Raw genomic sequence first — 20,133 nt, 5'->3', positions numbered from 1 at the left:
GAATTGCTTTGTAACAAGATCAGGACAGAACAGGATGCGAGAGCGATATTTAATTAGTTAATTTGGTTTCTGCCTTTTGCAACCAATTTAATTCAAACCTAAGATGTCTGAAAAGTGTTCTTACATTTTGCCATATGCAACAAAACCAAAGGGTGTATACGAAGAGAAATACTTGCTTCAGGAAATTATGCAGGGGAGTGAACGTGCTTTTCGTATATTGTTCGATCGCTATCGGCAAAAGGTCTTTTCCTATGCATTTAAAATTATTAAATCAAGGGAATTGGCAGAAGAGGTACTTTACTTGGTTTTCTTAAAAATATGGCAACATAAAGAATTAGATCATATTGAAAATATTGAAGCTTATATGATTGTCTTAACCCGAAACCAGACCTTAAAATCGCTACGTAAGGTACAATTGGAAAGAAAAACAGCAAATACTTTTCTTAAACATTGGAATGAAGCTGATAATGGTACGGAAGAATTTATTTTATTAGAGGAGACTAGGCGCTTTCTATCGGAAGCAATTGACAAATTACCCCCCCAACAGAAAATGGTTTACCAGCTTTGTAAAGAAGAAGGCCTGAAGTATGAGCAAGTTGCCGAGCAGATGTCTATATCGAAATTGACCGTTAAAACACACATGCAGCATGCACTTCGGTTTATTCGGCAATATTTGTCTAAATATGCTGAAATAGCAATGTTTCTGTTGGTATATGACCTATTGAAATAAAATTTTTTTTTAATTACTCCTTTTCTCTTTCCCATGGGTCTTCTCTTATACAAGCGCTTACAAAAAGCTTTTGTATAGGAATTCTTAGGATGCATCAACGTTTAAAATATTTATATCATCGATTTTTGAAAGGTAATTGTACAGATGTAGAATACCAGGAGCTGATTGCGTTAATGGATTTCTTAAAAGACGATCCTGTTTTACACGAGCTACTAGATGAATCATGGCCAATATTAATCGAAAACGAATCTACTTTGCCCATTGATCGGGCAGCAGCTATTTATCAGCGAATTGTTAAAGAGCCTCAGTTGAAGCATCGTATGTTTCATAAATGGAAGCTTTATGCTGCTGCGTCATTATTGCTGGTCGCAATAGGTACAATCTTTTACTTTTATACAGATAATTTATTGAATAGATCGCAAACCTATTCAAAGAATGCGTCTATAGAAGACGTTGAGCCAGGTACTACGAAAGCTATACTAACGCTTGCTAGCGGGAAAAAGATAGATCTGAACAATGCTGCCATAGATATGCAGGAGGCGCAATCAAATTTACGAATCCGTAAGCCGAATGCAGGTTCCGTTACACTTTCTTTATCAGAATACGCGAACAACAACCTACAAAATGAAGTAGAATGGAACACAATTACTACACCCAAAGGTGGGATGTTTAACATCGTTCTTCCCGATAGCTCACAGGTGTTTCTGAATGCGTCTTCTTCTATTTCCTTTCCAACCAATTTTGCTCAGCATGAAAGAGAAATTAAATTAACGGGTGAAGCATATTTCGAAGTCGAAAGACATAAAGATATTAAAGGAAATAGTAATGTTCCGTTTATTGTGCATGTAGGCTCACAGCTAATAGAAGTATTAGGCACAAAATTTAATGTTGCTGCCTATACCGAAACTCCATCCATTGTAACCACTTTATTGAGCGGCGCCGTAAAAGTGACAATGGGTCAAGGCAAAGAGCAATCAAAAGATGCAGTCATCCTTAAACCGGGTGAACAATCAAGAGCGAACAAAAATAGTCATAAAATAACGGTACATGAAGCAGATATAGAAGAGTCTATGGCTTGGAAAGACGGCTATTTTCTTTTCAATAACGAGCCACTCAAGCAGATTATGGAAAAAATAACAAGGTGGTATAATGTCGAGGTGAGTTATGAAGGAAATGTTGATTCGATCCGTTTTCTAGGAATTTACGATCGCTCAAAAAGTTTAAGAAAATTGCTGAAAGATTTGGAACAAACAGGTAAGGTTCATTTCGATCTCATACCAGATGAAAATACAACTAAAGGAAGGAGGGTTATAGTAACGGCAAGATAAGTCTACTTATTAAAAACCGGAAGTGGTGTCAACACATCCGGTTTTACAACCTATCGTGAAGGTTGTTGAAATAATAATCAATTGTGAGTAAACCAATTAATTGTAAATCTTAACCAAATGTATAAAAATAATTCTGTTTTTATAGGTAGATACCTATGCCCGTACTTTTTGAAAATTTTATTCAGGGCAAAATGTACCATTATTTTTATGATGCTTACTATACTTCAAGTGCATGCGTTGGCTTATGCGCAAAGAGTTAATATCCATGTTCAAAAGGCATCTTTAAAACAAGTACTTTATCAAATTTCAAAGCAAACAGGGTATAACTTTATTTGTGATGGCGATATTTCTGCCAAACTACCACCCATTACGCTGAGTGCAGTGGATATGCCGCTGGCGGAAGTTTTGGATAAGTGCTTAGGGGATGATGTTTTCGAGGTGGATTATAACGAAGATAAAACAATCATTATCCGCGAAAAGAAAAAGGTGAAGCAGTTACAAGATATACCTATTCGAGGAGTTGTGACAGATGAAAAAGGAGAAACGCTTGTAGGTGTATCGATAACTGTCCAGTCAAATCCTAGTTATGCTACGCGTACAAATAACGAAGGTCAATTCTCGTTCAATATCCCAGCCAAGGCCATATTAGTTATCAGTTACCTCGGCTTCAAAAAGCAGGAGATTCCCTATACTGGTCAGTCAGAGCTTAAGATCACCATGCAAGTAGATCAGGCGGCTTTAGATGAAGTGATTGTCGTAGGGTATGGAACGGTTAAACGCCAAAATTTTACAGGATCGGTAGGCTCGTTGAATTTACAGGAATCACCGGTTGCTTTATCACCAAACCTCAATGTATTGGAGTCGCTTAAGGGCAGTATTTCTGGATTAAATATTGGTGCCACGAATACTGCCGGTGGCGAACCTGCGATACAAATTCGTGGACAGAATTCCATCAGTGGGTCCAACACCCCACTGATTGTGTTGGATGGTGTGATTTTTATGGGTAGCCTTAGTGATATTAACCCAAATGATATTGCCAGTATCGATGTACTAAAAGATGCTACTTCTGCGGCGGCGTATGGTTCCAGATCAGCAAACGGTGTAATTGCTGTTACCACAAAAAAAGGGCGGACGGGCAAACCGGTTATTTCTTTCAATGCTTCTACAGGCCTCCAGAACTGGCAGAATAAACCCGTAATGTTAAGAGGAGAAGATTGGATTAACATGGTGAACGCTAGAAATCAATATAGCGCAGGCACTACAAACTGGTTGAAAAGCGGGGAATTAGAAAACCGAGAGACGGGGCTAGAAACCGTTTGGTTAGATGAAGTAAGTCGTACAGGAGTGATGCAAAATTATCAGGCGGCTATCTCCGGTGCTACCGAGAACATTAATTATTATTTATCTTCTTCTTATGATGATAATAAGAGTATTGTAGTGGGTGATCAATTTAATCGAATCGCATTATTAGGTAAGATCAATGCCAATATTACGAAATGGTTGGAGGTGGGAGTCGATGCAGGGTTTTCAAAACGAGATTATTCTGGCGTGGCAGCTAACATCATTGAAGCTCAAACAATGTCTCCTTACGGCGTAATGTTTCGCGACGATCAAGGAAACCTGGAGAAGTATCCCTATACCCAGTCGGGAGTCAATCCACTTTGGGGTGTTGACGACGGAACACGTGATAATGAAGATTTACTCCATAACTATCGACTGAATACACACGCGGTGATTAAAGTGCCCTGGGTAGATGGGTTGAGTTATCGGGTGAATTATTTGCTCAACCAGGATAATACCTATTATGGGAATTTTTACTACGAAAGTTATTATGTGCAGGAAGGTGAATCACCCGATCGCTACTCGCCGGCAACAATTCAAGGTTTTCTAACCAATGCTAACGGTAGTATGGATAACCGAAAGGCATATAGCTATGTCTTTGATAATATTATTAATTATAATAAATCATTTGGTAAACATGCCTTGGACATTACAGCTGTTGCAACCCGTGATTATATGAAGTATACGCGAAATAATAGTGTTGGGAGGGATTTTTCGGCTAATGGCAATACAACATTAGGTATAAATGGTCTGCATAAAGCTACGGTACAACGTGTAGAGCTTACAGGTGATCCACAGCCCTATGAAAGGGCCAATATTGGTTATTTAGGACGAGTGAACTATGCGTTTGACGACAAATATTTCATTACAGGTTCTTATCGCCGTGATGGCGCTTCTGTTTTTGGAATTGATAATAAATGGGCTAACTTTTGGGCTGCCGGCCTTGCGTGGCGAATAACAAATGAACCCTTTTTGAAATCATTTACTCCATTGAATGATTTGAAACTTAAATTCTCTTGGGGGCAGAATGGTAATCAGGGAATAGAACCATACGGTACTTTATCTACCGTAGAAAATGCTGCCAGTGGAGGAGCCCGCTATGAATTTTCGAATGCTCCAGGTAAAATTTCTTACGGACTTTACCAAAATACTTTGGGAAATTCCCGACTGGGGTGGGAAACGACCTCTTCCTGGAATGCAGGTTTTGAGTCGATATGGTTAGATAATCGAGTTACCGTGAATTTTGACACCTATTTTGCGAAAACGACTGACCAGATTTTTACGCGTAATATCCCGGTTATGACGGGATTTAAACAAATGAAAACGTCTATGGGGCAAGTCAATAACACGGGAATAGAGGCTACACTGCGCACTGTTAATATACAGCGGAAAGATTGGAATTGGAATTCCACCCTAACCTTTTGGAAAAACTTTAATAAGCTCGTCTCTCTTTACGGGGATGATCTTGACGGGGATGGTTTGGAAGATGATGATATTGCCAATAGTTTGTTTATAGGCCATCCGCTAGGAGCCATTTATGGTTATGAACAGATCGGTATTGTACAAGAAGACGATGTAGCGTATATGGAACTTACAGGAGCTGTTCCCGGAGCGCCAAAATATCGTGATCTAGATGGAGAGCCTGGTATAACAGCTGCTGATAGAAAAATATTGGGCTATAACACGGAGAATTTTCGTTTGAATTTTAGCAGTAATGTGAATTATAAAAATCTGAATTTGTATGTAATGATTACCGGCACGTTTGGTGGAAATAATTTTTTCTTAAAGGATAATCAAACAGCCTATTTAGTTAATGGAACAGGGCGCTTTAATGATAATTTACCCAGTATACCCTATTGGACATCTGAGAATAGAAGCAATGTTTATCCATCAGCCACTTTCGCGGGCGACGGTCGCTTCCTTGGTCTGCAAAGTCGGGGTTTTGTCCGGATTCAAGATGTTACCTTATCTTATACCTTTAATCAACCTTGGCTGAAAAATGCGGGGATTAATGCTTTCAAGGTATTCGCCACAGCAAAAAATCTGGCCACATTTACCAACTGGTATGGTGGTGATCCGGAAGTTGGCGCTCGGTTAAGAGAACCATCTGCCAACGGTCTAGGTGCGCGCATGCCTGTAGCCTCGATCTATTCTCTTGGTGTTAATGTTAGTTTTTAAATCATTGTTAAAAGAATCAATATGAAACCATCATGATTTGCAAATCACACAATGGAATGAACTAAGCGTAGCGCGCTCTTGAAAGCCATTGAAAAGATACAAAAAGTGAAAAACTAAGCGTAGCGCTCTCTTGAACACCGCTGAAAAACATACAAAAAGTGAAAAATAAATCATGATAGCTTCATCACCTTTAATAAACAAATTATACAGATGAAACCATCATGATTTGCCAATCACACAGTGAAATGAATAAATCATGATAGCTTCATCGCCTTAAAAAAAACAAATTATATACGGATGAAAAAAGGTTTTATAAATAGCTTAATTGGAGTAATGAGTATTCTTTTAAGCCTAGTAAGTTGTGAAGCAGATAAGGATTTCCTGACAGAAAAACCCTCCACATTTTATACAGTAGATAATGCTTTTAGTACCGCCGCACAAATTGACCAAGCAGTAGTAGCTATTTATTCACAGATCCGCGATTTATGGGCCAACCCCGGTGAAGAAGGGTGGATTTTTGTGCTTCGTGGTAATGGCACGGATATGTACGACGTAGCAAGTATCCGCCGTGGAAGCACTTTTAATAATTATGGTAATATCAATCCAGACAATGGCGTTTTTTACAATGTGTATAGTACCTGGTATCAGATCATCGCAAAAGCAAATTTAGCTATATATTCTGCTGATTTACCAACTATATCGTGGTCTTCTGACGATGAAAAGGCTTATGTTGTTGCACAGGCTAAATTTTTTCGCGCCTTTGCCTACCTAAATCTGGGCGAATTGTTTGGGGGAGTGCCTTTGGTTACCGAAATAATAAAAGAGCCTAAATATGATTTTAAGCGTAGTTCTCGGGTAGAAACGTATCAGTTCGCAATTGATGAGCTGCAACAAATAGAAAACGATTTACCGGAAACCACCGCTGCCGGAGGCCGCATTGTTCGTGGAGCGGTACAACATCTATTGGCAAGACTGTATTTGGCAAAGGGAATACAGCTAGGCGTTGAGGGGGGCGATGCGCCATCGGCTTTTGCACAAGCGGTAACCTTTGCCAATAAGGTGATTGACGGTGGAACCTTTTCATTGATGAAGGAACGATTCGGATCGAGGCAAGAGGAGGCGAAGGGGAACGCTTATTGGGATTTGTTTCAAGAGAATAATGTGAACTATCAGGATGGAAATCGCGAATGTATTTGGGCATTACAGATTGACTACAGTGCTTATCGTGCAGAAGATGGTAAGTCTAAGTTACCCTATTCCAGAACTTATAGTCCGGTGTTTCGTGACGGGGCAAAAGATCACCTTACAGGTTCAGCTGAAGACGTAGGTGGAAGAGGAATCGCACAAATGATACCTACGATGTATACAAGAGATGGTGTATATACGGATAAGTGGGCGAACGATATGCGAAATTCGGATATTGTCTTCCGTCGTATATTTATCGGTAATGTGCCGACGTCGCCCTACTTCGGAAAGCCAGTACCTTGGGAAGAGATTTACAATGGTAGCAGTGATGCGACTGTAAATGCTGCAAACAGTAGTTTATGTTATCCCGTATCCTGTAAAATTGCAACGGACAAATATACGGGAGTTGAGGATGGTGAGAATATGAGTAACCTTTTTCGGGATGATTATATTATTCGCTTGTCAGAGACCATCCTATTACGAGCCGAGGCTAAACAGCGTCTTGGCGATAAAAATGGTGCCGCTGCGGATATAAACCTGCTACGGGCACGCGCGAAATGTGATTATCTGGTTACTGCTGCAGATGTAGACGATCAGTTTAACTTGATTCTAGATGAGCGAGCAAGGGAACTGATCTATGAAGAAAGTCGTTGGAATACACTTTTACGCATGTCGGGTACCATAGGCGTAGACCGTATTCGGCAATATGCTTATTGGCCAGAAGCGAAGGCCACGCTTACGTTTAATTATAATCTATGGCCAATTCCCAACACCATTATAGATACCAATAAAGACGAAGCTTTACAGCAAAATCCAGGATGGGAAAATAGATAAATTGAAAGAAGGTGTTTGAAATTCTGTAGCCGTCATTTCCTTTGGTTAAACAAAGGAAGTTCCGTCGCTTTTTTGCGTGGTTGGTCAAGATGGTAGCGTGGGTTTTTATAGAAACTAAAAGTGAAAAGGATAACGTTTTAAATAAAAGGCAGGGTGAACTTTCGTCATTTCTAGTTTTGAAGAACTTACAGTCGTATGAGTCCCTGCCTTTTATTATTGCCCAAGGCCTAGCTAGAATACTTTCTTTGATCCATCAAAGGTGATCGGCAAAAGGCAATTATTTAAAGGTATTTAAAAGATAAACGTATGAAAAACTGGAATGTTATCTTAGGTGTCGATGTATCTAAACTTACACTTGACATCAGCTGCGCAGCGCGTAAACTGCACCTTAAAATTGAGAATCAGAGTAAAGGGTTCAGTTTGTTTAAAAAGTGGTGTAAAACCAATGCTATCCACCTACAGGAAACCCTGGTAGTGATGGAGTTCACGGGTGGGTACGAGTACCGTTTTATGCAGTTCTGCGAGTCTCAATCTATTGCTTACACCAGAATATCGGGATTAGAGATCAGGAACTCAATGGGCATGGTCAGAGGTAAAAATGATCAGGTTGATTCTTTCCGTATTGGCCGCTATGGAGAGGAAAAGATCAAACGTCTCAGCCCTTCAAAACCACTGAACACTAAAATCCTGTCCATCAGACAGCTACTTTCCTTCCGTAAACGGCTGGTGAGGGAAAAAGCAGGCTTAGAGAATACCCTGCAGGAACGGAGGCACATGTATGCAGTAAACAAAGGGGATACAATTACCAGAATTATTAAATCAAAGATCAGAACCAACCAAAAGTATCAGCTTGAGATAGAAAAGGAAATTGATGCCATCATCACGGGCGAGGAGGAAATGTCCCAAAACTACCGTATCATAACCAGTATCAAAGGGATCGGTAAAGTAAACGCATGGATGACCATCGCCTACACAGAGAATTTTACCTCATTCCCGGACGCAAGAAAATATGCTGTTTTTGTCGGTGTGATACCTTTTGCTAACACCTCCGGCACCAGCATAAAAGGTAGGCCAAGAGTTAGCCACCTGGCCCATAAGGAGCTTAAGCAGGAGCTGAATCAGGCTGCTAAAACAGCCATGCAACACGATCCCGAGATCCATGCCTATGCAGAACGAAAACAGCAGACCAAGTGTTTTAACCTGGTCTTAAATAACGTGAAATTCAAACTAATATTAAGGATGTTCTCCCTTGTAAAAAGACGTGAATTATATGTCGAAAATTATAAACGGGCTTCATAAAAAAGCCCACATTACCATCATGTTAAAGAACGAATGCCGGTTGAAACCACTTCAACCAATAAAATTGTTTTGTATGATAAGTCAATCTTTTTTTATTAAAATTTGGAATTATGATCAACCTAGAATACGACTGGAGCAAAGCGTAATGGAGAAATCTGATAAAGGGGAATTACCTATAAAAGATTTAAATCGTTGAGCCTTCCGGCGCTCGACTTCAAACGTTTCGCTCGAAATGACGGCTTTTCGGATACCCTCGTCCAGTCAAAAATAATCTCGTAATAATGACAATTATGATAGAAAAAATTAAAATAGGAGTGGTCTTGATTGCTGTGTTTACTATGGGATCCTGTCAAATAAATGAAGAACCCGACAAACCACACGTAGAATTAGTTGAAGAAAGTTTTAAAACACCCTCATCCCAATATGGAATAAGCTGCTTTTGGTGGTGGCTAAACGGTAATGTAACCGAAGCATCTATTACGAACGATCTGGAAGCTATGAAGGAGAAAGGCTTTAATGGAGCGTTAATATTTGATGCAGGGGGCCAAAACCAACAGGGCAACGGTGATGTGCCGGAAGGGCCAATGTTTGGAAGTGCTGAATGGCAATTATTATTTCAGCATGCCGTAAAAGAAGCGAATAGACTAGGATTAAAGCTGGGACTAAGCATTCAGAGTGGTTGGAATTTGGGTGGGCCAGATGTGCAGCCACAAGAAGCTTCCAAGTTATTAACTTGGTCGGAAATAACGGTGTCTGATGACCACACCTCGGCTATTAAATTACCAATCCCCAAACACCGCAACGATTTTTATCAGGATATTGCGGTATTAGCGATTCCTTTCCGTTCAGCGGATGCCGACTTGGCGTCGGTAAGCGATTTAAATTCGAAGATAGCTGCGCAAGAGGCCGCTTTTTCGGCCACAGATATGCGGCCAGCTTTCTTAAAGGATAAAAATAAGGAAGATGGAAGGGCGCATGCCAGTAGCAAAGAAGTGATCGATTTAACAGACAAATTAAATGACAAAGGAGAATTAGAGTGGACCGTACCTGCTGGAAAATGGACCATTATGCGATTTGGTTACACCACCAATGGAGCACATGTTTCTACCGCAAGTGGTGGCTGGAATGGTTTGGTTATAGATTATATGAGCAAGCAGCATTTTTTACACTATTGGAATAGACATGTACGTCCTTTATTGCTCTCAATTGATACGCTGGCGGGTACGACATTGAACTATTTGCATACAGATAGCTGGGAGCTCGGTGGCGCAAATTGGACTGAAAGTCTTCGCGATGAATTCCGTAACCGAAGAAACTACGATTTATTGTCATTTCTTCCGGTCGTGGCTGGAAAGATCATCAATAGCAGAGAAGAAAGTAATCGATTTTTAGCCGATTTTAGAAAAACGATTAGCGACTGTATTGCAGATAATCACTATGGCTTTTTCGCGCAAAAAGCCCATGAATTTGGTATGGGTATTCACCCTGAATCTGGAGGGCCGCATGCAGGCCCTTTTGATGGGCTAAAAAATTTCGGTAGGAGCGATTTGATAATGAGTGAATTTTGGTCGCCTTCCGGACATAGACCTACACCAGAAAGGCGATTTTTTGTAAAACAGGCAGCAAGTGCAGCGCATATTTATGGTAAAAAACTCGTAGCAGCTGAGGGCTTCACCACTATCGGCCATCATTGGGACGACGTTATCTGGAAAGATATGAAGCCTAGTTTTGATCATGAAGTATGTGCTGGATTGAACAAAACGTATTTACATACTTTTACGAACTCCCCAAAAGAAATGGGACTGCCTGGTCAGGAGTATTTTGCCGGTACACATTTTAACCCAAATATAACATGGTGGAAATTCGCCAATGTTTTTTTTGATTACATGGCCAGAGTGCAATATATGATGCAAGATGGTCAATTTGTTGCAGATGTGCTGTATTATTATGGCGATCATGTCCCTAATATCGCTACATTGAAGGCAAGTGATCCGGCGGGAGCGTTGCCTGATTTTGACTATGATGTTATTAATGAAGAACGTTTGCTTCAGTTGGAAACAACAAAGGGCTGTGTGCAGTTACCGCAAGGGAGTAGATACCGTGTTTTGGTACTACCTGATCATGCTATATTATCGGTTGACGCTTTAAAAAAAATAAAGCTATTGGTCCAAAATGGCGCTACTGTCATCGGACCTAAAACCCAAAAAACAATGAGCCTGATGGCTTATCCTGCGTCTGAAACGGAGGTTTCTCAAATAGCGGAGACATTGTGGGGAAATACGACGGCAGCGAGAGGAAATAAAAAAGTTGGTAAGGGAAGGGTGGTATGGGGTTATACAGCGAGTGAGTGGTTGATGCAGGATGGGATAAGTCCTGATTGCCATTTTGTTGATAACAATGATTCGTTGAATTTCGACTATATTCACCATAATAGAAATGGAAAGGACGATTACTACTTTTTAAGCAATCAAAATGGCCAGGATGTAGAAACAGACGTTGCCTTTCGAATAACGGAAAAGTTGCCCGAATTTTGGAACCCTGAAACAGGAGAGATAATGGAGGCGAAGGCTTTTAAGCAAGAAAATGGGATGACTACCATACCTATCACTTTTAAGCCTTATGGTTCGTGGTTTGTTGTCTTTAGGAAGAATATACCAGCAAATCAGCAGGGTACGCGAGCGATGAATTTTGAACATTATGAGAACGTTGATACCTTAAGTGGAGCTTGGGAGGTGGCCTTTAAAAGTGCTTTTGGAGAGTCTGCTGAAGTAACTTTTCCACAGCTAACAAGCTGGACAGAACACACCGATAGGAATATAAAATATTATTCCGGTAGTGCGCTTTATAAAAAGTCATTTACTTTGAAAGACGCCTCAAGTCAATTGCTATATTTGGACCTGGGAAAGGTAGCCGATGTGGGGATTGCCAAGGTAAGCTTGAATGGGAAAGAGTTAGCGGTTTTATGGTCGCCACCCTATCGATTAAAATTAAGCGGAGCAAAGATTGGTCTGAATACGCTGGAGGTCGAAGTAATCAATAGTTGGCGAAATAGATTAATTGGAGACAAGGGCTTACCGAAAGATCAGCGGCGCACGCAAACCAATATTGCCGTTCGCGATGATTGGAAATTGATTACTTCAGGTTTAATCGGACCAGTCACTTTACAACGGGCTCAATCACAATGATATCTTTAAATAACTTAAATACGAATAACAAATTCAATAATTAATATGACGATATTAAAACGGAATGCTTGCTTCTTATTATTAATCGCTTTGTTGTTTTTCGTTAAACAGCAATATATATATGCCTCAGAACCATCTGCTATTCGCATTGGAGCGCTGTTCTGCGATCTCATACGCCATACGGATTATCAATCTGAAAATGGTTACCTGTTGCAACCGCAATGGTCGGCCAGTGCATTTCAATACGGACAAGCGGTTCATATTGAAAATAAAAAGCCACTCTTTAGCTGGATATTGGATGCTGATAAGAATAATACACAGCAGATTGCTTATCAAGTATTGGTTGCTGATCGCTTGGAGGACTTGAATAGCGATATAGGAAATATTTGGAACTCGGGAAAAGTACAAGAAGGTAATTCGACAGCCGTTTTGTTTAAGGGGCAGCCTCTAACATCCAATAAAACTTATTTTTGGAAGGTAAAGGTTTGGGACAATCACAATAATGAAAGTGCATATAGCTATACAGCTTGTTTTTTTACTGGGGAATTAAAAGACGCGTATACCACTGTACGATACCCTTTGCAGCGCACAGATCAGCATCCTCAGCATTTAGAACAACATGACGATTATTATTATGCTGATTTCGGGAAGGCGGCCTTTGGTCAATTGCGCATAAATTTAAAAAGCGATGGCGGCGATACCGTCGTTGTCCGTTTGGGAGAAAAATTAAGCGCTCAATCTAAAATAGATCGTGATCCGGGTGGAACAATACGTTATCAGGAATACCTTCTTCCATTGCAGGCAGGAGTGCATACCTATCAAATTAAATTTAAAAAAGATAAGCGTAATACAGGGTCGGCCGCCATTACGATGCCTCCTTATATAGGGGAGGTTGTACCTTTTCGCTTTATAGAAATAGCGGGCTATCGAGGTGAACTAGTCAAACAAGATCTTGTACGTTCCATGGTTCATTACCCTTTTAATGATAGCGCAGCTACCTTTCATTCATCTAATAACATATTGAATCAAGTATGGGATCTTTGCAAGTACAGCGTTAAGGCTACTACTTTTGCTGGTGTTTATGTGGATGGTGATCGTGAGCGGATTCCATATGAGGCGGATGCTTATATTAACCAACTTTGTCACTACGCGATGGATAACGAGTTTACCCTAGCAAGGTATTCACATGAATATTTGATCCATCATGCCACTTGGCCAACTGAATGGATATTGCAATCGGTATTAATGGCCTGGAATGATTATCGTTATACAGGTGATATACGTTCAGTAGTGCGTTATTATGATGACCTCAAAGCCAAAACCTTAACCGTGCTGGAAGAAAGCAATGGACTAATTAGCACACGTACTGGCAAACAAAATGAAGCCTTATTGAAGTCTATTCATTTCGAGGGAGAAGCCTTAAAAGATATAGTCGATTGGCCACAAAGTGGTATCTTGGGACTAGGAAAAGAGGAAGCCGGCGAAACAGATGGATTCGTATTTAAAGATTATAATGTGGTCGTTAACGCCTATTACTACCGCGCTTTACAGGCAATGGCTAAGTTGGCTACAGATCTTGGGCGAAAAGAAGATGTACACCATTATAATGAAAAGGCCGATGCTGTATACAAAGCATTCCAGCAGCATTTTTTTGATAAAAAGAAGCATATTTATATAGATGGCGTGGGAACCGATCATGCATCACTACATGGTAATATGTTTGCACTTGCTTTTGATTTAGTTCCGGAAGAATATAGATCTACCGTATCGGATTTTATCCGTTCAAGAGGTATGGCTTGCAGCGTTTATGGGAGCCAGTTTTTGATGGATGCACTTTACAATGGCGAAGATGGCAACTATGCGTTAAGCTTACTCACATCTGAGTCTGAACGGAGCTGGTACAATATGATCAGATCCGGGAGTACCATCACCATGGAAGCATGGGACGACAAGTACAAACCCAATCAAGACTGGAATCATATATGGGGCGGCGTTCCGGCAAACATTATACCAAGGAAACTAATGGGGATAGAGCCATTAACACCGGGCTGGTCATCCTTTCGTGTGAAGCCTCAACTGGGAAATTTGACGGAAGCATCTATTAATATACCTACTATAAAGGGTGATATCAAAGCGCAGTATGAGCAAAAGGCACAATCCTTTAGCGCGCGTATACGCATACCAGTTAATACGACAGCAATGGTCTACCTACCAACAAAGACTCCTAAACAAAAATATAGAGCAGTCATTAATGGTGAAGAAAAAGAAGGATTGCTAGAAGGCGCATGGATAAAGTTTCCGTCGTTGGGATCTGGCGACTATTTCATCGAAATCAACTATAAGTGAAATTCAAGGTAGATTTTGAGATACCTGATAAAAGCCATGGTTTATTATATTTAAGATAATAATTTATATGATGATATTTATTTCGCTATAGGGTGATTTCTGGAGCATCAGGACAGTACAGGATAGGTATATTTTAGTTTTTTTTAGATTTGTTGTCGCCCTAGTTACTCCACTAATGACGCCAATTTATAAAAACCTTTCAGATAAGGAGTTGATAGATCTTTTAAAGTGCAATAACAATCAAGCTTTCACGGAGATCTATGATCGGTACTGGAAAAAACTTTTAACAGTGGCGCATAATAAGCTGGACCGATTTGAAGATGCAGAAGAAATTGTGCAGGATATCTTTGTGAACCTATGGAATCGAAGAAAAGATATAGAAATCAATGTCTCCTTAAATAATTACCTAGCTGTTTCCGTAAAATATCGAGTAATAAAGACACTTGACAAATATTTCAATAGACAGCACTACGTAAATACGCTGGTAGCTAGTAACTATGTTGACGACTCTACCCAAGAGTGGCTCCAGTTTAATGAATTATTTGATCAATTGAATCACTACGTGGCCGATTTACCTGAAAAATGTCAACTCGTATTCAAATTAAGCCGTGAATTAGGGTATTCGCAAAAACAAATTGCTGCTAAACTACAAATTAGCGAGAAAACTGTGGAAGCACATATCGGTAAGGCCATCAAAACACTTCGGACTAAACTAAGTCATTTTATCTTTACTCTTCTTTAAAAAAATTACCTGTAATAAGCAGTCATAAAAAAAAATAATTTTTTTTATGACTGCGACTAAGGGATTTTTCTTTTCCAACGGACATACTATTATAAGACCAATTATTTACTATGGAACAAAACCAGCGATATCAAAAACTGGCTTCAAAATGGTTAAGTAATACGATTAGTGATGAAGAGAAAAGAGAGTTTGCTGCTTGGTATAATAGTAATCAGGACAAAGAAATCTTCATCTATTCAGCATTTGGTGAAGACGAAGAAAAGTATAGAAAACATCTTCTAGAAAAAATCCTTCAACTAACAGCATCATCTGAGAAAGAAAATCTAAAAGCTTCTACTGTCAAAAGAAAATTAGGTGTATTTGTAGCGGCAGCTGCAATCATTTGTCTAGTTGTAGCAGGCATTCTGCTACATCGCGAGAATACGAAGATCGTTAAGACCGATAAAATTGTAAGCGCAGATCTTTCTCGAGATACTAATCATTATGAAAATAAAGCTATTATAACCTTAGCTACTGGAAAGGTAATTATGCTGGATAGCATAAAAGTAGGGGATGTAGTCGAAGAAGAAGGAGTAATGGTCAGTAAACCAACGAAGAGCACGATACACTACTGCTTTAATAAAGCAAGTAGTATCGGAAAAGGCCAATTAGCCAATAATAAGATAAGCATACCATTTGGTAAAGAATATAAACTCGTCTTTTCTGACGGAAGTAAGGTCTGGTTAAATGCGGGATCTGCCTTAAGTTTTCCCAGACAATTTGCACGTAAAGAAAGACGTGTCACATTAAATGGCGAAGCCTATTTTATGGTTAACCACTTATCTCCTAAAAAAGCAATTCCCTTTATTGTTGAAACCCGGTTGCAGAAAGTTTATGTACTGGGAACAGAATTCAATGTCAATGCTTACGAAGATGAGGGGAAAATAAGTACTACGCTCATTAACGGTGCGGTGAAAGTGAAGCAGATTCATAATGAAGCGATTGCTATTCTAAAACCGAATCAACAGGCTATAGTGAGCCCTACATCCTCGGAAATTAAAATTAAAAAGGTAGACGTATCAGAAATTATTTCTTGGAAACATGGCTATTTCAATTTTAATGATTCAGATATACAAACCGTAATGAGACAGTTTGCGCGGTGGTATGATGTGGATGTGATATATGAAAGGCGTCATGTTGCCGATGTTTTTGTTGGCAAAATTCCAAAATCTTTAAGCCTGGATGAAGCATTAAATGTCTTGGAAACAGTAGGGGTGAAATTTAAAATAGAAGGTCGAAAATTAACTATCATCTAGTATAAAATTCGGAAAGGAGGGAGCTTTATGTATAAACCTTAAGCATACAACTTACAAAGGCCTATTTATTAAATAACCGATAGTGCTCGTAACACTATCGGTATCAATTGAGTAAATCTAGCCAAGTATTCATAGCGATGACGAGCTATATCATTAACTAAGATAAACCACAAACATTGCAAAATTATGCAAATAAATCAATTTGACCAAAGACGGCTAATATGCAGCCGATACAATAGGAAGGGGGTTACTGTACTAAGTAAAAAAAGACCCTGGCCAATAAACTTTAAAAAGCTTCTTCTCATGAATATGTTAGTGGCGCTGGCAACAGTAATGTGCTTACAAACGGCCATGGCCGAAAAAGTTTTGGCACAAAAAGTTAGCCTTGATCAAAAGAATGCGACCGTTACTCAATTGCTAACAACGATTGAAAAGCAAACGGGTTATACATTCTTTTATAGAAAGAATGATGTTGAACAGATGAAGCCGATCAGCGTTTCCCTGCAAAACGTGACTGTTGAAGATGCTTTAAATTACATATTTAAAGACCAGCCATGCAGTTATCAAGTTCAGAACAAACTGATAGTCCTCAAAAAAAGAGTATTGACGCCTGTTACGGAAGCACCGTCAACTCATCAGGATCGACTTGTTGGAGGCACGATAACGGACTCGCTCGGATCACCTATTCCCGGTGTTTCAGTATTAATTAAAGGCACGTCTAAAGGCACATCATCAAATGCGGAAGGGAATTATCAGCTTCAAGCGGAAAAAGGGCAGGTATTAGTTTTTAGAAACATTGGTTACCAGGAGAAAGAGGTCACTATAGGGGAGGGTGCTAAATTAGACGTTGTGTTGGCAAGTGCTTCTGAGGGCTTGGAAGAAGTGGTCGTAATAGGATATGGAAGTCAACAGCGTCGAGATGTAACGGGGTCTGTTGCACCAATTTCTATGGAAAACGTGCGCGGACAGGCAATTTCTAGTCCAGATCAGGCGCTTACTGGACAGGTTTCAGGGGTTAATGTCAGTACCTCGAACGGTACACCGGGCGGAGGTCCAAGAATACAGGTAAGAGGTATAGGAGCTATTGGCGCGGGGAGCGAGCCGCTTTATGTAATCGATGGTTTTCCGATCCCTTCTTCTTCCGGACAGCAGTCAAACCCGATGAGTGCCATAAATCCACAAGATATAGCCTCTATGACCGTGTTAAAGGATGCTTCTGCAACGGCGATATACGGATCGAGAGGAGCTAACGGCGTCATTATTATTACCACAAAACGTGGCGCAAGTGGAAAGCCGGTGATTCAATTTTCCGGAAGTACTGGGCTCCAAGAAGTGCCGCAAACAGGCAGACCCGATTTAATGAACGGCCAGGAGTTTGCGCAATGGCGTAAAGAAGCCATTATGGATAAAATACGCTTTGAGGAAGGACGAGAGCCTACACTGGAAGATGTTCCGGAACTTTACAGAGACCCCTCATTGATAGGAGAAGGTACGAATTGGTTTGATGAAGTGACACGAGTTGCGCCAATGACGGATCTTAATTTGAGTATTTCAGGTGGGACGGAAAAGATAAAAACATACGTGTCTGCGGGTTATTTTAACCAAGAAGGAGTGATGTTGAATACAGGATTTGATAGGTTCTCGATCCGTACAAATGTAGACGCTAATTTGTCAGATCGCTTTAAAGTAGGGATTAACCTGTCTCCTTCGCTCACGTTTACGAGAGGTGGCGTAAACGGACAGGGACGGGATGAGGGTTTCGATATTGCGAGTCCGATTCCGCCCGTGTATAATGAAGACGGTAGCTATAATGCGTATATACAGTCGCCCGGTAGTTTTGGAGTGCCAAATCCTGTGATGTTTTTGAATGAAACAACGAACAAAGCAAGCAGGATAAAACTATTGATGAATACCTATGCGGAATATAGTATTCTGGACAACCTGAAATTCAAAACGACTTTCAATGTAGATTATGAGGATGGAAATAGTGAATATTTTAGACCTTCCATTTTAGGAAACCAGAATGCGGCACCACCATCCGTTCCAAGTGGACAATACATCCAATCAAAATACCTGAACTGGTTAAATGAAAACACACTGAATTACGATTTTAATACGGATAATGGGCATTCCCTTACAGCGCTGATAGGATTTACAGTGCAGTCACAAAAAAATCAGTCCGCCGATTTTACTGGTAATCAATTTCCAGATGATGACATAAAAACACTCAATGGTGCTGCTAGAATAACAGGGGGAACCGACAAAAGTGATTGGGCTTTGATCTCCTATTTGGCGAGAGCTAATTATTCCTATTTAGATAAATACCTGGTAACAGCTACTGTCAGAACAGATGGATCATCCCGTTTTGGTGTAAATAATCGATGGGGAACTTTTCCTTCTCTCGCATTGGGCTGGAGAGCATCTCAAGAAACCTTTTTAAAGGATGTGAAATGGCTAAATGATTTAAAATTTCGGGCATCTTATGGCTTTACGGGCAACTTCAATATTGGCAACTATTCTTATATGAGCAATATTGGCACAAATGATTATGTTTTTAATGGTACGCTAGCAAGTGGTCGTGTGATGAACACCCTCGGAAATCCCTCTTTAGGTTGGGAGAAGATGCGCGAATTTAATGCAGGGGTTGATTTTGTTGGATTCAATAACCGCTTAACATTTAGCATAGATTATTATCACCGGAATACACAAGACTTACTTTTAAATGTAGAGATTCCTGAATCTTCCGGATTTAGCACAGTAACTGAAAATCGAGGTGATGTGTTAAATAAAGGACTCGAATTCGCCTTAAACTCAGTTAATATTGCGAAAGATGACTTTAACTGGAGCACCAGCTTTAATATTTCATTCAATAGAAATAAAGTGCTTGCCTTGGGTAGAAGTGATGATCCTATTTATTCTGGTGTAAGCAGTGAAGGAAACCCAACGAACATCACAAAAATCGGGAGCCCTGTTGGTCTCTTGTTTGGTTATGTCGCAGAAGGTATCTACCAGAATGAGGCAGATCTTGCGCAATATCCTTCTTTCCCCGGCGCTATACCGGGTAATATGCGTTTCAGAGATGTAAATGGTGATGGGCAGATTACGCCAGTAGAGGATTTCGATGTGATCGGAAATCCTTATCCCGATTTTACATGGGGTATTACCAACTCGTTACGCTTTAAAAACTGGGATTTCAGGGTATTAGTAGTAGGTTCTGTAGGTGCTGAAATGCTCCGTGCTACGAATTTCTATACAGGCAATATAGATGGTGTATTCAATGTTCGGAAAGAAATAGCCGACCGATGGAGATCACCCGAGCAGCCTGGAAATGGTAAGGTTCCCACAACAAATGGTACCGGAAGAGGTCGTGTGATGTATCGTGATACGCATTCTTATTCAGTTGAAAAAACAGATTACGCTTGGATAAGAAATATCACTTTAGGTTATACCCTGCCAAATGGACTAGGCAAAAATAAATTCATACAGCAGGTAAGGCTATACGGCACGGTACAAAATGCGTTCTTATTTACTGGATATAGTGGTAATCCGGAAGGAACGAATTATAATCGAGAAGATACCGGCGCGCTGGTTCCCGGGATTGATTATTCCAACTATCCAGTTCCTCGCATATTTACGTTAGGCGCCAATCTAACTTTTTAAACTTAAACTG

The 20,133-nt window shown here is 40.1% G+C and carries 10 protein-coding genes; all 10 read left to right on the top strand.

Annotated features, from left to right (window positions below; all coding sequences use genetic code 11):
• The first annotated feature begins 103 nt into the window (after nt 1-103).
• Nucleotides 104-730 carry an RNA polymerase sigma factor gene (locus tag BMY50_RS24885; RefSeq protein WP_093331148.1) on the top strand — a complete coding sequence of 209 codons (627 nt, stop codon included), beginning with the start codon at nt 104-106 and terminating at the stop codon, nt 728-730.
• A 125-nt stretch (nt 731-855) separates the two neighbouring features.
• On the top strand, nt 856-2,058 hold the full coding sequence (locus BMY50_RS24880) for a FecR family protein (protein WP_162276671.1): 1,203 nt from the start codon (nt 856-858) through the stop codon (nt 2,056-2,058).
• A 207-nt stretch (nt 2,059-2,265) separates the two neighbouring features.
• On the top strand, nt 2,266-5,577 hold the full coding sequence (locus BMY50_RS24875) for a SusC/RagA family TonB-linked outer membrane protein (RefSeq protein WP_202907938.1): 3,312 nt from the start codon (nt 2,266-2,268) through the stop codon (nt 5,575-5,577).
• A gap of 297 nt (nt 5,578-5,874) precedes the next feature.
• Nucleotides 5,875-7,596 (top strand): RagB/SusD family nutrient uptake outer membrane protein, encoded by a 1,722-nt coding sequence (locus BMY50_RS24870; protein ID WP_093331138.1) that lies wholly within the window; start codon nt 5,875-5,877, stop codon nt 7,594-7,596.
• A 306-nt stretch (nt 7,597-7,902) separates the two neighbouring features.
• Nucleotides 7,903-8,895 (top strand): transposase, encoded by a 993-nt coding sequence (locus BMY50_RS24865; RefSeq protein WP_093331135.1) that lies wholly within the window; start codon nt 7,903-7,905, stop codon nt 8,893-8,895.
• Between the two features lie 290 nt (nt 8,896-9,185).
• The gene (locus BMY50_RS24855; protein WP_202907937.1) at nt 9,186-12,080 is read left to right on the top strand and encodes a glycosyl hydrolase; all 2,895 of its coding nucleotides are present in this window, start codon (nt 9,186-9,188) and stop codon (nt 12,078-12,080) included.
• Between the two features lie 45 nt (nt 12,081-12,125).
• On the top strand, nt 12,126-14,426 hold the full coding sequence (locus BMY50_RS24850; protein ID WP_093331125.1) for a family 78 glycoside hydrolase catalytic domain: 2,301 nt from the start codon (nt 12,126-12,128) through the stop codon (nt 14,424-14,426).
• 175 nt (nt 14,427-14,601) lie between these two features.
• The gene (locus tag BMY50_RS24845; RefSeq protein ID WP_093331120.1) at nt 14,602-15,168 is read left to right on the top strand and encodes an RNA polymerase sigma-70 factor; all 567 of its coding nucleotides are present in this window, start codon (nt 14,602-14,604) and stop codon (nt 15,166-15,168) included.
• 110 nt (nt 15,169-15,278) lie between these two features.
• Complete coding sequence (locus BMY50_RS24840; RefSeq protein ID WP_093331116.1) at nt 15,279-16,463, top strand: FecR family protein; 1,185 nt, start codon at nt 15,279-15,281, stop codon at nt 16,461-16,463.
• Between the two features lie 303 nt (nt 16,464-16,766).
• On the top strand, nt 16,767-20,123 hold the full coding sequence (locus BMY50_RS24835) for a TonB-dependent receptor (RefSeq protein WP_162276670.1): 3,357 nt from the start codon (nt 16,767-16,769) through the stop codon (nt 20,121-20,123).
• The last annotated feature ends 10 nt before the right edge of the window (nt 20,124-20,133 follow it).

This window comes from Olivibacter domesticus (assembly GCF_900109575.1).
Taxonomy (GTDB): domain Bacteria; phylum Bacteroidota; class Bacteroidia; order Sphingobacteriales; family Sphingobacteriaceae; genus Olivibacter; species Olivibacter domesticus.
The sequence above is the reverse complement of the archived record's forward strand: the minus strand, read 5'-3'. Positions and strand labels throughout refer to the sequence as shown.

Bases quoted from the DNA above. Each gene is read 5' to 3' on its own strand.
- BMY50_RS24885 (WP_093331148.1), top strand. From the start codon at position 104: ATGTCTGAAAAGTGTTCTTACATTTTGCCATATGCAACAAAACCAAAG.
- BMY50_RS24875 (WP_202907938.1), top strand. From the start codon at position 2,266: ATGATGCTTACTATACTTCAAGTGCATGCGTTGGCTTATGCGCAAAGA.
- BMY50_RS24870 (WP_093331138.1), top strand. From the start codon at position 5,875: ATGAAAAAAGGTTTTATAAATAGCTTAATTGGAGTAATGAGTATTCTT.
- BMY50_RS24865 (WP_093331135.1), top strand. From the start codon at position 7,903: ATGAAAAACTGGAATGTTATCTTAGGTGTCGATGTATCTAAACTTACA.
- BMY50_RS24855 (WP_202907937.1), top strand. From the start codon at position 9,186: ATGATAGAAAAAATTAAAATAGGAGTGGTCTTGATTGCTGTGTTTACT.
- BMY50_RS24850 (WP_093331125.1), top strand. From the start codon at position 12,126: ATGACGATATTAAAACGGAATGCTTGCTTCTTATTATTAATCGCTTTG.
- BMY50_RS24845 (WP_093331120.1), top strand. From the start codon at position 14,602: ATGACGCCAATTTATAAAAACCTTTCAGATAAGGAGTTGATAGATCTT.
- BMY50_RS24840 (WP_093331116.1), top strand. From the start codon at position 15,279: ATGGAACAAAACCAGCGATATCAAAAACTGGCTTCAAAATGGTTAAGT.
- BMY50_RS24835 (WP_162276670.1), top strand. From the start codon at position 16,767: ATGAATATGTTAGTGGCGCTGGCAACAGTAATGTGCTTACAAACGGCC.